Origin of the sequence: Kribbella sp. CA-293567, from assembly GCF_027627575.1 — a bacterium.
In the GTDB taxonomy this organism is placed as follows: domain Bacteria; phylum Actinomycetota; class Actinomycetes; order Propionibacteriales; family Kribbellaceae; genus Kribbella.
In genome coordinates this window covers 4,349,999-4,362,984 of the sequence record NZ_CP114065.1, presented here as the reverse complement: position 1 = coordinate 4,362,984, position 12,986 = coordinate 4,349,999, and the positions used below count along the sequence as shown (strand labels likewise).

Genomic DNA, 12,986 nt, shown 5'->3' with positions numbered 1-12,986 from the left:
GGAAGTCGACGCGCTGCTAGTGGATTTGCCGGAGCGGAGGTGAGTCCTCGGACCGCCACCACTGACCAACCAGACCTGCGGACCGTGGTTCACGCTCAGCCGCGGCGGCCGAAGCGTGTCAGGTGGCGGTTGGCATGTGGTGGCGGTCCGGGGCGATGGGTCAAACCATCGGGATGACGGTTGCGGTGGTGAGGGTGGGGGCGGTGGCGCCGGGTTTGTTCTCGACGGTGAGGCCGAAGGCGATCTTGTCGGCGACGCCGCCCTGGATGAGTTTGGAGTCGTCTCCGGTGGCCAGGCCGACGGAGTGCATGTCGCGGCCCTTGTCCATCAGCCAGAGTTGGTAGGTCTTGTCGTCCGGCAGCGCGGGGAGGTCGCGGAGCAGGACGATGGCCCGGTCCTTGGTGGAGGACATCACGACCGTTGCCTGACCGCCGTTCTTCAGGTTGCCGCGAACCGTCTGCGCGTCCGACTCGGCCAGCAGACCGGCAAGCTGGTCGTTCTGCCGTTGGGCCTGGGAGTTGTCGCGGTACTGGTCGATCGCGATTCCACCCGCGCCGGCGACGGCGAGTCCGGCCGCCGCGAGGCTGAAGAAGGAACGGCGGCTGAAGCCCTTGCGTTGGAGCTGCACCGGCGCGGGCAGCGGTACTTCCGGCTTCACCAGCGGATGCAGTTGCCGGGTCTTGGTGATCTCGGCGAGGACGCGAGCCTTGAGGGCCGGTGGCGGTTCGCTGGCGACCGCAGTGCCGAGCTTGTTGGCCGCCTCACGCAGCTCCGCTACCTCCGCGCTGCAGGACTGGCAGTCGGCGAGGTGCTCCTCGAAACCGATCCGTTCGTCCTCGGGCAGAGCGTTCAGTACGTAGGGACCGGTCAGCGCGTGCACGTCCGGTGTCGTCATGGCCCTCACCTCCCCGTCACACCCAGGCAGTCGCGCAACCGGATCAGACCGTCGCGCATACGTGCTTTGATCGTTGCAAGTTTGGCGTCGAGCAACTCCGCCACTTCCCGGTACGAATAGCCGCCGTAGTAGGCCAGCGTCACCGATTCCCGCTGCAGCTCGGTCAGCGAGGACAAGCAGTGTCTGACCTGTTCGACCTCGAGGTTGGCGGTGACCGTCTCCGCGACCTCGTCGTACTCCGTGGTCGAACTCGCCGCCGCGACCGCTTGTTCCCGATCGCTCGACGACTGCTCCGAGCGGACCCGGTCGATCGCGCGGCGGTGCGCCATCGTCAGGACCCACGAGGTCAGCGAGCCGCGGTCGGCGTCGTACCGGGTGGCGGTCCGCCAGATCTCGACCATCACCTCCTGGGTGACCTCCTCGGACTGGGCCGGGTTGCGCAGGACGCGCCGGATCAGGCCGTAGACGCGAGGCGCCATCAGGTCGTACAGCTCCGCGAACGCCTCGGAGTCGCCGCGCGCGACCCTGGCCATCAGGTCGGCCGGACTCCCCGCGGACGGATCGACCACCCGCGGCCACGGTAGGGCCGTCTCCTCGCTCACAGGTCGCACCCTCCGGATCGGTGACTCTGGTCGGAGGGTCTTCGGAGCAGAGGAGCGGTCGGATGGGTCAGCGCAGGACGCGATCCGGTGCGCTGTAGATCACACAGCGCTCGCCGCGGGTGAACCCGACCAGGGTGACGTCGAACCGCCTCGCCAGATCGACGGCGAGACTGGACGGCGCGCCGACCGCGATGATCATGCCGAGGCCGGCGGCGACCGCCTTCTGGATGATCTCGTAGCCCATCCGGCCGCTCACGACCAGCGCCAGACCCTTGCGGCTGTGCTGGTTGAGGACGGTCCAGCCGACCACCTTGTCGACCGCGTTGTGGCGGCCGACATCCTCCCGTACGACGACCTTCCGGCCGTCAGGCGTGAACAGTCCGGCCGCGTGCAGACCGCCGGTGCGGCCGAACGTGGGTTGGGCTTCGCGCAGAAGATCCGGCAGGCGCAGTACGACGTCCAACGGGACCTGCACCGGATCGACCGGGTCGTAGTCGCGCTCGACGAGTTCGTCCAGGGACTGCTGGCCGCAGACTCCGCAGGCGGCGGAGGTGACGCCGTACCGCTGGGGTGGCTCGCGGTCGGGCGGACCGTCGAAGGTGACTGTGACGGTGTTGAACTGCTGGTCCCGGGTCAGCTTGACGTCGGTGCAGTAGGCGACGGTGGAGATCGCGCCCGGCCGGACGGCGAAGCCTTCGGCCAAGCAGAATCCGGCGGCCAGTTCGAAGTCCGATCCGGGCGTGCGCATGGTGACCACCAGCGGCTCCGGCGGCCGGCCGGGCCATTCGAGGCGAAGCTCGAGCGGCTCCTCGGTGACCACCACGTCCTCCCGCCGGGACGTCTTGGCGCCGTCCTGCACCTCGACCTTGAATCTGGTGGTTGGCCCTTTGCTCATGTCTCCAAGTTAGATCGTCGTTCCCAATCGTGGTGAACGGCGAGCTGGCCGAGCAACGCCCCAGGCGTAGAGGTGCTGGTGAACCTGGAGGTGTCAGTCCTCTTCGGTCTGCGGGCTGATGTCGTCCGGCGATTCGTCGGGGGTCGATCCGCGCTTGGAATCCAGTGAGGCGGGAAGGTCTGGGTTGAAGAGCGGACCGCTCTCTGGTGGACCCGAGTTGGGCTCGTCGTGCCGGTCCGGTTCGGCTCCCGTCGTACCTGTCATCGCTGTGTCTCCTTTGCTCTGCTGGTGCGGTCGCCGGTACCCATCCGCCGAGCCGCAACACCAACTGCCGCCATGACTGCTTTGCTCTTGGCGCCGTCCGGCGCCTCTACCTGTCAGGCCCAATCGCGGCGGACGGCGAGCCAGTCGAGGAACGCCCAGGCGTAGAGGCGCTGGTGACGGCGCAACTCCGGAGTGCAGCCAGGCGGCGGCGGAGCGTCGAGCTTGTCCATCATGTAGACGGCGATCGTGGCGGCGAAGCAGTCCAGGTGCTCGGCCGGTACTGCGCTGGTGAGGGGGCTCGCCTCGATCGCCGCGGCGGTGTCGATGCCGGCGCGGTGGGCGAGTGGCAACAGGCCGGCCCAGTCGAACCAGGGTGGGGCGAGGGAGAGCCAGTTCCAGTCGACTGTCCAGCAGGTGCCGGAGCGGTCGATGAGGAGGTTGTCCGGGCGGAGGTCGGTGTGGGCGGCGGAGCTACCGGCGAGGGCTGTGGGGTGGAGGTCGACCAAGTCCTGCAGTTCTTGCAGGTGCTGGGGTAGCCAGGGTGGGAGGCCGTCGGGGAGAGGCGCGTTGCCGTTGAGGATGTCGGCGGGGCGAAGGCGGGGGAAGCCTGCCGAGCCGACCTCGGCTGCGAACGGTTTGAGGTCAGCGAACGGGCTGGGGGTGAGGGCTTGGGCCATCGCTTCGCAAGTCGCGGTGACGGTGGCGAAGTCCTCTGGAGTCCACGGCATGCCCGGCATGCGGGCGTCGATCCGCTCGGAGGCGACCGCGAACCAATGGGCTTCGCCCTCGGTCGCGATGCTTCCCGCGGTGGTAGGGCTAGCGGGTGGTCCGGGAACCGGGGCTGCTTCAGGAACTGAGGCTGACGCCGTGGGGCGGCCGGTGGCGGCGTGGGCGGTGGCGATGATTCGGGGAGCTCGGATGGTGATGGGAAGCTGGGGGACCAGTTCGGCTTCGCGCTGGTACGCCGAGTACGCGTGCTGGGAGTTCTCGGCGGCTTTGACGAAAACCTCGCGGCCGTCGGCGAGGTACAGAGGAGCTGCGAAGCCGCCGGTGAAACCGGAGGTGACCGAGGGGCCTGCCTTCACGATGTCGGTGCCCAAGGCAACTGCCAGCGCAGTACGGAGCGACTCGGGCAGGGCGCTCCATGGTGGCCGCGCCGAAGTGGCGGTGTAGTCGACGACGGGTGCTCCGCTCATGGCGGAAGGGTAGTCGTCCGGCGCGGGCGAGCGCTGCGGGTTTTCGGTCGCGTGGGCGGTACCGTGCGGAGGTGAGTGGATGGCCTCTGCAGGTGCTCGATCTGGTCGGCATCTTCGTGTTCGGGATCACGGGCGCGCTGGTCGGAGTACGCAAACAGCTGGATGTGTTCGGCATCCAGGTGCTGGCGCTGGTGACCGGGCTGGGCGGTGGATTCATCCGCGACGTACTGATCGGCGCGACTCCACCGGCCGCGCTGGTCGATTGGCGCTACCTCGTCGTGCCGGTCGTGGCTGGGCTGATCACCTTCTTCCTGCACCCACGGATCGGCCGCGTCGAGCGCCTGGTGAACATCTTCGACGCCGCCGGCCTCGCGCTCTTCTGTGTCACCGGCGCCACGAAGGCACTGGCGTACGGCCTCCCGCCATTGTCCGCGGCGCTCGTCGGCACCATCTCCGGCATCGGCGGCGGCGTCATCCGCGACCTGCTCTCGAACCGCGTCCCCGTCGTACTGCGCAGCGAGATCTACGCGACCCCCGCGTTCCTCGGCGCCGGCATCGTCGTTGTCGTCGACGCCCTGAACTACCACGCACCCTGGACCACCCTGGCAGCCGCGACCGTCTGCTTCGTCATCCGGATCTTCGCCATCCGCCGAGGCTGGAACGCACCGCTACCGCGCATGTCCTAGTACTGCGTGACGGCGAGACCAGTTGCCCGGCCGGACCGGCGAGCACGCGCTCTGGGCTCTGATGGACTACGGGAGCGGCAGTTCCCGGGCGAGTCAGTTGTGGGCGAAGCGGGTGCGCGGCCGCGCGAAGGTGACCGAAGCGCTGGCTATCAAGGCGCAAGAGATACCGATCGTGACTGGCACCCAGTACGCCGTGGAGGCGCCCCAGACGTCTACCGCGTGGCCGGCGGCGGCGTTGCCGGGGGCAACGCCGAGGAGGAGGCCGGTGACGGTCCAGGTGATTGCTTCGGTGAGGCGTTGTGGGGGGACCCATTCTTCGACGCAGGCGGTGACCGCGACCATGGTGGGGGCGATCGTCAGGCCGGCGCCGAAGAGGACTGCGCCGAGGACGAAGATGTTGTTGACCCAGGGGAGCGGGGCCAGGGTGATGGCCAGGGCGATGGTGCCGATCAGGAGGCGGCGTTCGACCGGTGCCTTCCAGTGCACCGATCCGTACCAGAGGCCGGCGAAGAGTGAGCCGAGTGCCCATACGGCCAGGACGACGCCGGACATGCCGGGCTGGCCGACTTCCTCGGTGAACGCGACGGTGACGACCTCGGCGCTTCCCAGGGTCGCTCCGAGGCCGAGGGCGATGATGCTGAGCAGAAGCAGCGAGAGCCAGGGGAGGGGAGCCTTCTCGGCGCCGTTCGACTTGCCGCGGCCGGGCGGGTCGGAAGCGCGCAGCGCCGCCAGCCAGAGGCCACCGGCCAGGCCGAGTACTCCGGCCGTACCGAGAGCGAGGTAGGGGCTGACCTGGGTCGCGAGGGCCGCGACCAGCACCGGGCCGACGATGAAGACCACTTCGTCGCCGACCGCCTCCAGCGCGAAGGCGGTCTGCAGCGCGCGTCCTCGCCCGAGCAGGTGGGTCCAGCGGGCCCGGACGAACGAGCCGACCTGCGGACGGGTGCCTCCGGCAACGAACGAGATCGCGTACAGCGCCCAGGTCGGCGCGTCGGCGCGGACGGCGACCAGCAGGCCCGCCAGGGCGACCGTGCACAGCACCGTGCCGACCAGGAGCAGGAGGCGTTGGCCGAAGCGGTCGACGAGGCGGCCCTGGATCGGTCCGGTGAGGGCTCCGGCGACCACGGCGACGCCGGAGATCGCGCCGGCCAGGCCGTAGGAGCCGGTCTGGTTCTCGATCAGGATGACGATGCCGAGGCCGAGCATCGAGATCGGCATCCGGCCGACGATGCCGGCAACGAAGAAGGCACGGGCGCCGGGTCGGCGCATGAGGTGTACGTAGGGCTTCAGCATGGATATCGGCCTCACCTTAACGCCCCGCCCGGGGACCGCGCGCATCCGGTTTCGGCGCGCCTGGGATCATCGAGGTATGCCCGTCGAACCGACGCCTGATCCAGTCCCGTACGACGCTGTCCTGCTGCTCTCCTTCGGTGGTCCCGAGAAGCCCGCGGACGTGCTGCCCTTCCTGCAGAACGTCACCCGCGGCCGCGGCATCCCCGACGAGCGGCTGAAGGAAGTCGGCGAGCACTACTACTCGTTCGGCGGCCGCAGCCCGATCAACGACCAGAACCGGGAGCTGCTGCAGGTGCTCCGGACCTCCTTCGACGAGGTCGGCCTCGCCCTGCCGCTCTACTGGGGCAACCGCAACTGGGACCCGTACCTGACCGACACCCTGCGGCAGATGACGGCCGACGGCGTACGGCGTGCTGTGGTGATCGTCACGTCCGCCTACCCGTCGTACTCCGGCTGCCGGCAGTACCGGGAGAACCTGGCCGACGCGACTGCCGCGGTCGAGGGGGCGCCCGTGCTCGACAAGCTGCGGCACTACGCGAACCACCCCGGCTTTGTCGGCTCGTTCGTCGAGTCGACTGCCGAGGCGCTGAGCAAGCTGCCCGAGGGCACCGCGATCGCCTATGTGACGCATTCCATTCCGACCAAGATGAACGAGACCAGCGGTCCGGACGGCAACGGGTACGTCAGCTGGCACCTGGATGTGGCCGCCGAGATCACCGCGGAGCTGGAGCGGCGTACTGGGGTCGAGCGCAGGACGGACCTGGTCTACTGCTCGCGCTCCGGCCCGCCCCAGGTGCCGTGGCTCGAGCCGGACGTCAACGACCACTTGGAGGAGCTGGCAGCCTCCGGTGTGCCCGGCGTCGCCGTAGTACCGATCGGGTTCGTCAGTGACCACATGGAGGTCATCTACGACCTCGACACCGAGGCCGCCGCGACTGCCGAGAAGCTGCACCTGCCGATGGCCCGCGCGGCCACTCCTGGCACCGACGAGCGGTTCGTCACGATGCTGCGCGACCTGGTGATCGAGCGGGCTGCTGCCGAGCGTGGCGAGCAGCCGTCGCGCCCCTGTCTCGGTGCGCTCGGCCCGGGCTGGGACAACTGCCGCCCCGACTGCTGTCCCGCTCTCCGCCGCCCCGGAGCATCCACGACCCACGAACCCGCCGCACCGGCAGCGAAGGAATCTGCATGAGCTCCGAGAACCCCCAGGACCTGCTGAAGCTGGCAGTCGAGGTCGCTGCCGAGGCAGCTCAGCTGATCGTCGAGCGTCGCCGGGGGACGATCACGGTGGCCGACACGAAGAGCACGACGACGGACATCGTCACCGCCGTCGACCGGGAGTCGGAGGAGCTCATCCGGGCCAGAGTGCTGGCCGCCCGGCCGGACGACTCGTTCCTGGGGGAGGAGGGCGACGACGTCAACGGTTCCAGCGGGGTCCGCTGGGTCGTCGACCCGATCGACGGCACGGTCAACTACCTGTACGACATCCCGACGTACGCGGTCTCGATCGCTGTCGAGTACGACGGCCGCACGGTGGCCGGCGTGGTCGTGGACGCCCCCAAGGGCGAGATGTTCACCGCCACCCTGGGCGGCGGCGCGTTCCTGGACGGCCGGCCGATCCGGGTGTCGGAGTGTGCCGACCTGAGCAAGGCCCTGGTCGGTACGGGCTTCGGCTACGACCCGGTACGCCGTGAGGTGCAGGCTGAGGTGCTCGCGTCGTTGATCGCCAAGGTCCGCGACGTCCGCCGGATCGGTGTCGGCGCGATCGACTTGTGCTACGTGGCCTGCGGCCGCCTGGACGCCGTCTACGAGCGTGGGCTGAACCCGTGGGACTACGGCGCGGGCGCCCTCATCGCGGCGGAGGCGGGGGCGCAGGTCGGCGGCCTCGACGGAGCGCCGGTGTCGCCGGAGATGTCGATCGCGGCGACGCCCGCGGTGTTCGGTCCGCTGCACGACGCGCTGGTGGCAGCCAATCCGCTCAGATCCTGAAAGTGTTCATTGATGCACACTTGTGCACATTAATGAGCAATCGATCGTTCGGTCCTGTCTCAATCCGCGACACGCGGGACGAAAGGTGGACCCCGGCGCGCGTGAAGGCCCGGCGATAGGGCACAATCCCTGCCTCGGGGGCGGTATTGATGCCGCTGCCAGCCTGTCTGTCAAGGGTTTCGGGCGACGAGAGCTCCGTGAAGGAATTTCTCGGCCGGTCGACCTGTTCTTGGGCTCAGCAGGCAACACCACGGGTACGAAGAGGGCAGGGAACACCATGGCGACTGATTACGACGCCCCGCGCAAGACGGACGAGGACTCCAGCGAAGAGTCGATCGAGGAACTGAAGACTCGCCGTCACGACAAGAACTCCGGCAAGGTCGACGAGGACGAGGCCGAAGCCGCCGAGAGCTTCGAGCTGCCCGGCGCCGACCTGAGCCACGAAGAGCTGGCAGTGCGGGTCCTCCCGCGCCAGGCCGACGAGTTCACCTGTTCGAGCTGCTTCCTGGTTCACCACCGCAGCCAGCTCGCGAACAGCAAGAACGGACAGCTGATCTGCCGCGACTGCGCTGCCTAACCAGCAGCACGGTCGCCCTGCTCAGCCGAGTCCGTACCGGCAGCCGGGACCGTCCCCTCGCAGGAGGGGCCGGTCCCGTTGTCATGTCCTCGAACAGCCCGGCAGGGCGACCGGGCGGCGGCCAGAAGGCTGACCGGAAGGCCGATCAGGAGGTCAGCTTGTCCTCGTAGCCGGGCGGCAGGCTGCCGGTCGACTTGAGCCAGTACTTCGCCGCGCGGTCCTCGGCGAACCGCTTGGCGGCCGCCGCCGACGCGCCACTGGCGACCGCCCAGGTGACGATCTCGATGTAGCCGGCCTGGTTGCCCTTCGGTGGCTTCCCGCCGGACCCGATCTTCCAGGCCGTCGTCACCGCCTTGTTCGCGACCAGCGACACCACCACGGTGAACGCCATCAGCACGAGCTTCCAACCGATCTTGGCTCCGACCACAACTGCCTCCTAGCTACAGGTCCCCGACACTCAGGATCTTGCCACGCTGCCGGCGGCCAGAGCTGCTGCCAGGCGGTCCGGGTTCCGCGTGGCGATCAGCCAGTACGGCGCCGGGTCCTGCGGATCGGTGATCTCCACCCGTACTGCGCCGCGCACGTAGCTGCGGAGCACCAGGTAGGCCGCCGGGTCGCAGTCGCGGCCGAAAGCGTTGCGTGCGTCGTCACCGGACAACGGCTGGGCCTTGCCGAGGTACTCCCGCTCGATGGCGGCCCGGCCGGCCCGCAGCTTCTCGGAGTCGACAGCAACCACCGCACCGCCGTACCGGATGAACAGGGTGGCCAGCACGACCGCGGCGATCCCCGCGATCACCAGGCCAACGCCGGTGCCAGCAGGGACGGCGGTGATGAGGTACAGGGTGGCCACTGCGGCGGCCGCGATGGCCCACCAACTCACTGGCACGCTCAGCCGTTCCCGATATTGCTCCACGGCACCAGCCTGGCACGTGCTGTGCCGAAGCCCGTCGATAGGGTCACCTCCCATGACTGAGGTACTGATCCAGCGGCTCGACGAGGACCTGCCCGTACCGGCGTACGCGCATCCCGGGGACGCCGGCGCCGATCTGCTCGCGACCAGCGACATCACCTTGAAGCCCGGCGAGCGAGGGCTGGTCGGCACCGGGATCGCGATCGCGCTGCAGGACGGGTACGCCGCGTTCGTGCACCCGCGGTCGGGGCTGGCCGCCAAGCACGGGGTGACGCTCGTCAACGCGCCCGGAACCGTGGACGCGGGCTACCGTGGCGAGATCAAGGTGTGCCTGATCAACCTGGACCCCACCGAGGAGATCACGCTGCGGCGGGGTGACCGGATCGCGCAGTTGATCGTGCAGCGCGTCGAGAAGGCCCGGTTCGTGGAGGTCGCGAAGCTGCCCGGTTCGGATCGGGGTACCGGCGGGCACGGCTCGACCGGCGGCTTCGGTGGTGTGACACGCTGATCAGGTGCACGCCGGTGACCTGCGGCATGCGCGAGACTACGGCGGGCCGTGACGGGCAGTCGCTGCCCGGCCCGATTTTTCGAACGATCCGTATTGGACAAGGAAGTAGGCAAGAGCAGTGATCTTCCGTCGCAAGGGCAAGAACGACGAGGCCGAGTCGACCGGTGGTTTCTTCGGTGACGACGAGGTCGCTGACGTGGCTGCCGACGAGGCGGCCGGCGAGTCCGGTACGCCGGCCGGTCGCACCGGCGGGCCGTTCGACTCCACCGAGGTGGACGCCTCGACGCTGGAGGCCGAGGACCGGATCGACCTCGGCGCGCTGGTGATCACCGGAATGCCCGGGATGGAGCTGCGGCTGCAGGTCGACGAGGCCACCAACGAGGTGCAGGCGGTGCTGCTGGTGCTGGAGGACTCGGCCCTCGAGCTGCGCGCGTTCGCCGCGCCCAAGACGAGCGGCATCTGGTCCGAGGTGCGCCGCGAGATCGCCTCCGAGGCGACCCGGATGGGTGGCACCGCGTCGGAGACCGAGGGCCCGTTCGGAACCGAGCTCGTGCTGGTCGTACCGGTCGAGGACCCCGAGGGACAGATCTTCAGCCAGACCTCCCGGGTGATCGGCGTCGACGGTCCGCGCTGGCTGCTGCGGGCCACCGTGCTGGGGCGCGCCGCGGTCGAGCCGGACGCCGCGCCGCCGATGGAGGAGTCGCTGCGCAACGTGGTCGTCGTCCGCGGTACCGAGCCGATGGCCCCGCGCGAGTCGCTGGCCCTGCGCCTGCCGGCCGGAGCCCAGGCCGCCCCCGAGGAAGAGGCCTGAGGGACATGTCCGGATACCGGCCGAGCACGCTCACCAGCGGATTACACTGGCCCCATGGGTAGTGATAAGTCCGGGGGGTTGTGGAAGCGCGCCCTCCGGGGCTTGGCCGGCGACCGCGACGAGCAGGACGCCGAAGTGCTTCAGGACTACGCGCACGGCTGTGGCGCCCGGTCCATCACCGGTTGTCAGGACCGGGAGATGGTGACGCTGTACGGCACGCTGCGCACGATCACTTTCAGCCCGCGCGGCGGCGTACCGGCGCTGGAAGGTGAGCTGTACGACGGCACCGGCGCGGTCAAGCTGGTCTGGCTGGGACGGCGCAAGATCGCCGGCATCCACCCGGGCTCGGAGCTGATCGCCTCCGGGCGGATCGGGGTCGTGGACGGTGACCGGGTGATGTTCAACCCGAAGTACGAGCTCCGTCCGACGGCCGCGCATGGCTGAGCCGCGGGGTACCGGCCGCGACACCCACCGCGACCAGCTGGACGAGGACCTGAACGAGAAGCTGGTCGAGATTCTGAAACCCGAGTTCGAAGCGGCCGGCACGGTGCCGCCGCACACCGCCGAGGACGCCTCGGGCCGGACCACCGATGCCGGACCTGCCGACGAGCGCTCCGCCGAGGACGCTCCGGCCAAGCCGTCGTCGACCACCGACAAGGACTTCTTCCGCGCTCTCGGCGGCTGGGGTGCGCTGCTCGACATCGGTCTGCCGTGGATCGCGTTCATGATCGTCTACGCGGCCTCCGACCACGATCTGAAGCTCGCGTTGATCGTCGCGGTCGCCTGCGGTGGCGCGGTCGCGCTGCTCCGCCTGCTGCGCAAGCAGCCGCTGCGCAACGTGATCGGCGGCTTCATCGGCGTCGCCTTCTCCGCCTGGGTCGCGGCCCGCAGCGGCAAGGCGGAGAACGTCTACCTGCCCGGCATGATCCTCAGCGGCGTCTACCTGGGCATCTACGGTCTGTCGATCGTGCTTCGCTGGCCGCTGTTCGGCGCGATCTACGGTCTGATCACCCAGACCGGTGGCGAATGGCGCCGTGACCCGGACATGTTCCGTGGCTTCAACCGGGCCACGCTGGTCTTCGCCGGCCTGTTCGCGGTCCGGCTGGTGATCCAGATCCCGCTCTACCTGACCAGCCAGCTGAACGCTCTCGGCATCGCCAAGATCGGCCTCGGCCTCCCGCTCTATGCCCTGGCGCTCTGGCTCGCGTACTCCGTGCTGCGCGGCTCGCTGCCCGACGACAAGTGGGACGACGCCCGCGACCACATCACCGGCCTGCTCCGCGGCGGCAAGAAGTAGGTCACACCCCCTCCCTGAAACGTTCCGGGCTGGTTGCCCGATACAACGTTTCGGAGGGGGTGAGCACTTTGGGTGAGACAGGACGGCGACTGGTCGCGTTCCTCAGGATGCTGGAGCGTGGACCGACCCGGTTCGGCGCGCTCGGCGACGACGCGGCTCTGGACGCGTGGTTCGGCCGGCAAGCTCCGGCCAGGAGGCCAGAGCCTGTGCCACTTGCCGGAGCTGAGGCGCTGGAGGCTCGAGCAGAGGGAGACGGGCCGTCGCGTGCGGGATGATGCCGAGTTCGGCGAGCACGGCCTTGGTCGTGCTCGCGCCTTGTGACGTGCCCATGAGTGCGGCTGTCAGCGAGATCAGTGAGCGCTGGATCGCCTGGGCCGTCGGCAGGTCACTGGTCCGGACGGCCTGGATGAGGGCGGCGTTGTGGTCGGCGACGAGATTGCCGATCACGCTGACCAGGCCGGTGGCGCCGGCGGTCAGGTAGGGGAGATTGAGCTCGTCGATGCCGCAGTAGTAGGCGAGAGGCGACTCGGCCATCACCGTCATGGCTTCGAAGAGGTCGCCTTTGGCGTCCTTGACGGCGCGGATGTTGGGGTGGTTGGCCAGTTCGGTGAGGGTGGTCGCTGCCATGGCTACGCCGGTCCGGGCCGGCACGTCGTACAGCATCACGGGGAGGGCGGTGGAGTCGGCTACTGCGAAGCAGTGGGCGATGATGCCGGGTTGGGTGGGGCGGGAGTAGTACGGGGTGACCAAGAGCAGGGCGTCTGCGCCGGCGGTTTCGGCGTCGCGGGCTCGGCGGACGGTGGCGGCGGTGTCATACGTGCCGATGCCGGCGATGACCCGGGCGCGACCGGCGGCTTGAGTCGCAACGGTCTGGACGAGGTGCGTGGTCTCGGCATCGGTCAGGGTGGGGGATTCGCCGGTGGTTCCGGCGACGACGATGCCGTCGCAGCCGGTGCCGAGCAGGTGAGTGACGAGACTGGTGAGTCCCGGCTCGCTGAGGGTGCCGTCGGGATTCATCGGGGTCACCATCGCGGCCAGATTGGTGCCGAAGAGCTGTTCAGTCACG

The 12,986-nt window shown here is 69.1% G+C and carries 17 protein-coding genes; 8 read left to right on the top strand and 9 right to left on the bottom strand.

Features of this window, described 5'->3' with window-relative positions:
• Nucleotides 1-160 precede the first annotated feature (160 nt).
• The 5 genes from OX958_RS19995 to OX958_RS19975 form a co-directional block, all read right to left on the bottom strand.
• Entirely contained in the window at nucleotides 161-895 is a 735-nt protein-coding gene (locus OX958_RS19995) for an anti-sigma factor (RefSeq protein WP_270130471.1), read from the bottom strand.
• 5 nt (nucleotides 896-900) lie between these two features.
• Nucleotides 901-1,497: a sigma-70 family RNA polymerase sigma factor gene (locus OX958_RS19990; RefSeq protein ID WP_270130469.1), complete on the bottom strand. Its 597-nt coding sequence runs from the start codon at nucleotides 1,495-1,497 to the stop codon at nucleotides 901-903.
• Nucleotides 1,498-1,564: 67 nt separating this feature from the next.
• The gene (fdhD, locus tag OX958_RS19985) at nucleotides 1,565-2,392 is read right to left on the bottom strand and encodes a formate dehydrogenase accessory sulfurtransferase FdhD (protein WP_270130467.1); all 828 of its coding nucleotides are present in this window, start codon (nucleotides 2,390-2,392) and stop codon (nucleotides 1,565-1,567) included.
• Between the two features lie 93 nt (nucleotides 2,393-2,485).
• The gene (locus tag OX958_RS19980) at nucleotides 2,486-2,656 is read right to left on the bottom strand and encodes a hypothetical protein (protein WP_270130465.1); all 171 of its coding nucleotides are present in this window, start codon (nucleotides 2,654-2,656) and stop codon (nucleotides 2,486-2,488) included.
• 113 nt (nucleotides 2,657-2,769) lie between these two features.
• Nucleotides 2,770-3,852 carry a phosphotransferase gene (locus OX958_RS19975; RefSeq protein ID WP_270130463.1) on the bottom strand — a complete coding sequence of 361 codons (1,083 nt, stop codon included), beginning with the start codon at nucleotides 3,850-3,852 and terminating at the stop codon, nucleotides 2,770-2,772.
• A 71-nt stretch (nucleotides 3,853-3,923) separates the two neighbouring features.
• Here OX958_RS19975 and OX958_RS19970 point away from each other — a divergent pair, with 71 nt between their 5' ends.
• The gene (locus tag OX958_RS19970) at nucleotides 3,924-4,538 is read left to right on the top strand and encodes a trimeric intracellular cation channel family protein (protein ID WP_270130461.1); all 615 of its coding nucleotides are present in this window, start codon (nucleotides 3,924-3,926) and stop codon (nucleotides 4,536-4,538) included.
• Between the two features lie 93 nt (nucleotides 4,539-4,631).
• On the opposite strand, the gene OX958_RS19965 is transcribed toward OX958_RS19970, so the two are convergent.
• A complete protein-coding gene (locus tag OX958_RS19965) occupies nucleotides 4,632-5,831 on the bottom strand; it encodes an MFS transporter (RefSeq protein ID WP_270130458.1) in 1,200 nt (399 codons plus the stop codon).
• 76 nt (nucleotides 5,832-5,907) lie between these two features.
• Here OX958_RS19965 and OX958_RS19960 point away from each other — a divergent pair, with 76 nt between their 5' ends.
• The 3 genes from OX958_RS19960 (at nucleotide 5,908) to OX958_RS19950 (ending at nucleotide 8,394) form a co-directional block, all read left to right on the top strand.
• On the top strand, nucleotides 5,908-7,020 hold the full coding sequence (locus OX958_RS19960; RefSeq protein WP_270130456.1) for a ferrochelatase: 1,113 nt from the start codon (nucleotides 5,908-5,910) through the stop codon (nucleotides 7,018-7,020).
• The gene (locus OX958_RS19955; protein ID WP_270130454.1) at nucleotides 7,017-7,817 is read left to right on the top strand and encodes an inositol monophosphatase family protein; all 801 of its coding nucleotides are present in this window, start codon (nucleotides 7,017-7,019) and stop codon (nucleotides 7,815-7,817) included. The genes OX958_RS19960 and OX958_RS19955 overlap by 4 nt, the downstream gene beginning before the upstream one ends.
• A 277-nt stretch (nucleotides 7,818-8,094) precedes the next feature.
• On the top strand, nucleotides 8,095-8,394 hold the full coding sequence (locus OX958_RS19950) for a DUF4193 domain-containing protein (RefSeq protein ID WP_012921380.1): 300 nt from the start codon (nucleotides 8,095-8,097) through the stop codon (nucleotides 8,392-8,394).
• A gap of 145 nt (nucleotides 8,395-8,539) precedes the next feature.
• Here OX958_RS19950 and OX958_RS19945 read toward each other — a convergent pair whose 3' ends face one another.
• Together OX958_RS19945 and OX958_RS19940 are read right to left on the bottom strand one after the other, a co-directional pair.
• Nucleotides 8,540-8,821 carry a DUF4235 domain-containing protein gene (locus OX958_RS19945; protein WP_270130452.1) on the bottom strand — a complete coding sequence of 94 codons (282 nt, stop codon included), beginning with the start codon at nucleotides 8,819-8,821 and terminating at the stop codon, nucleotides 8,540-8,542.
• A 30-nt stretch (nucleotides 8,822-8,851) separates the two neighbouring features.
• Nucleotides 8,852-9,307: a DUF3093 domain-containing protein gene (locus tag OX958_RS19940; RefSeq protein WP_270130451.1), complete on the bottom strand. Its 456-nt coding sequence runs from the start codon at nucleotides 9,305-9,307 to the stop codon at nucleotides 8,852-8,854.
• 52 nt (nucleotides 9,308-9,359) lie between these two features.
• On the opposite strand from OX958_RS19940, the gene dut reads away from it, so the two are divergent.
• From dut to OX958_RS19920, 4 genes are all read left to right on the top strand, one after another.
• Nucleotides 9,360-9,812 (top strand): dUTP diphosphatase, encoded by a 453-nt coding sequence (dut, locus tag OX958_RS19935; protein ID WP_270130450.1) that lies wholly within the window; start codon nucleotides 9,360-9,362, stop codon nucleotides 9,810-9,812.
• Nucleotides 9,813-9,930: 118 nt separating this feature from the next.
• Nucleotides 9,931-10,623, top strand: coding sequence for a DUF3710 domain-containing protein (locus tag OX958_RS19930; RefSeq protein ID WP_270130449.1), 693 nt, complete (start codon nucleotides 9,931-9,933; stop codon nucleotides 10,621-10,623).
• 54 nt (nucleotides 10,624-10,677) lie between these two features.
• Nucleotides 10,678-11,067: an OB-fold nucleic acid binding domain-containing protein gene (locus tag OX958_RS19925; RefSeq protein WP_270130448.1), complete on the top strand. Its 390-nt coding sequence runs from the start codon at nucleotides 10,678-10,680 to the stop codon at nucleotides 11,065-11,067.
• Nucleotides 11,060-11,920 (top strand): DUF3159 domain-containing protein, encoded by an 861-nt coding sequence (locus OX958_RS19920; protein ID WP_270130446.1) that lies wholly within the window; start codon nucleotides 11,060-11,062, stop codon nucleotides 11,918-11,920. The genes OX958_RS19925 and OX958_RS19920 overlap by 8 nt, the downstream gene beginning before the upstream one ends.
• Before the next feature lie 102 nt (nucleotides 11,921-12,022).
• On the opposite strand, the gene dapA is transcribed toward OX958_RS19920, so the two are convergent.
• Nucleotides 12,023-12,985 carry a 4-hydroxy-tetrahydrodipicolinate synthase gene (dapA, locus tag OX958_RS19915; RefSeq protein ID WP_270130445.1) on the bottom strand — a complete coding sequence of 321 codons (963 nt, stop codon included), beginning with the start codon at nucleotides 12,983-12,985 and terminating at the stop codon, nucleotides 12,023-12,025.
• Nucleotide 12,986: the final 1 nt, after the last annotated feature.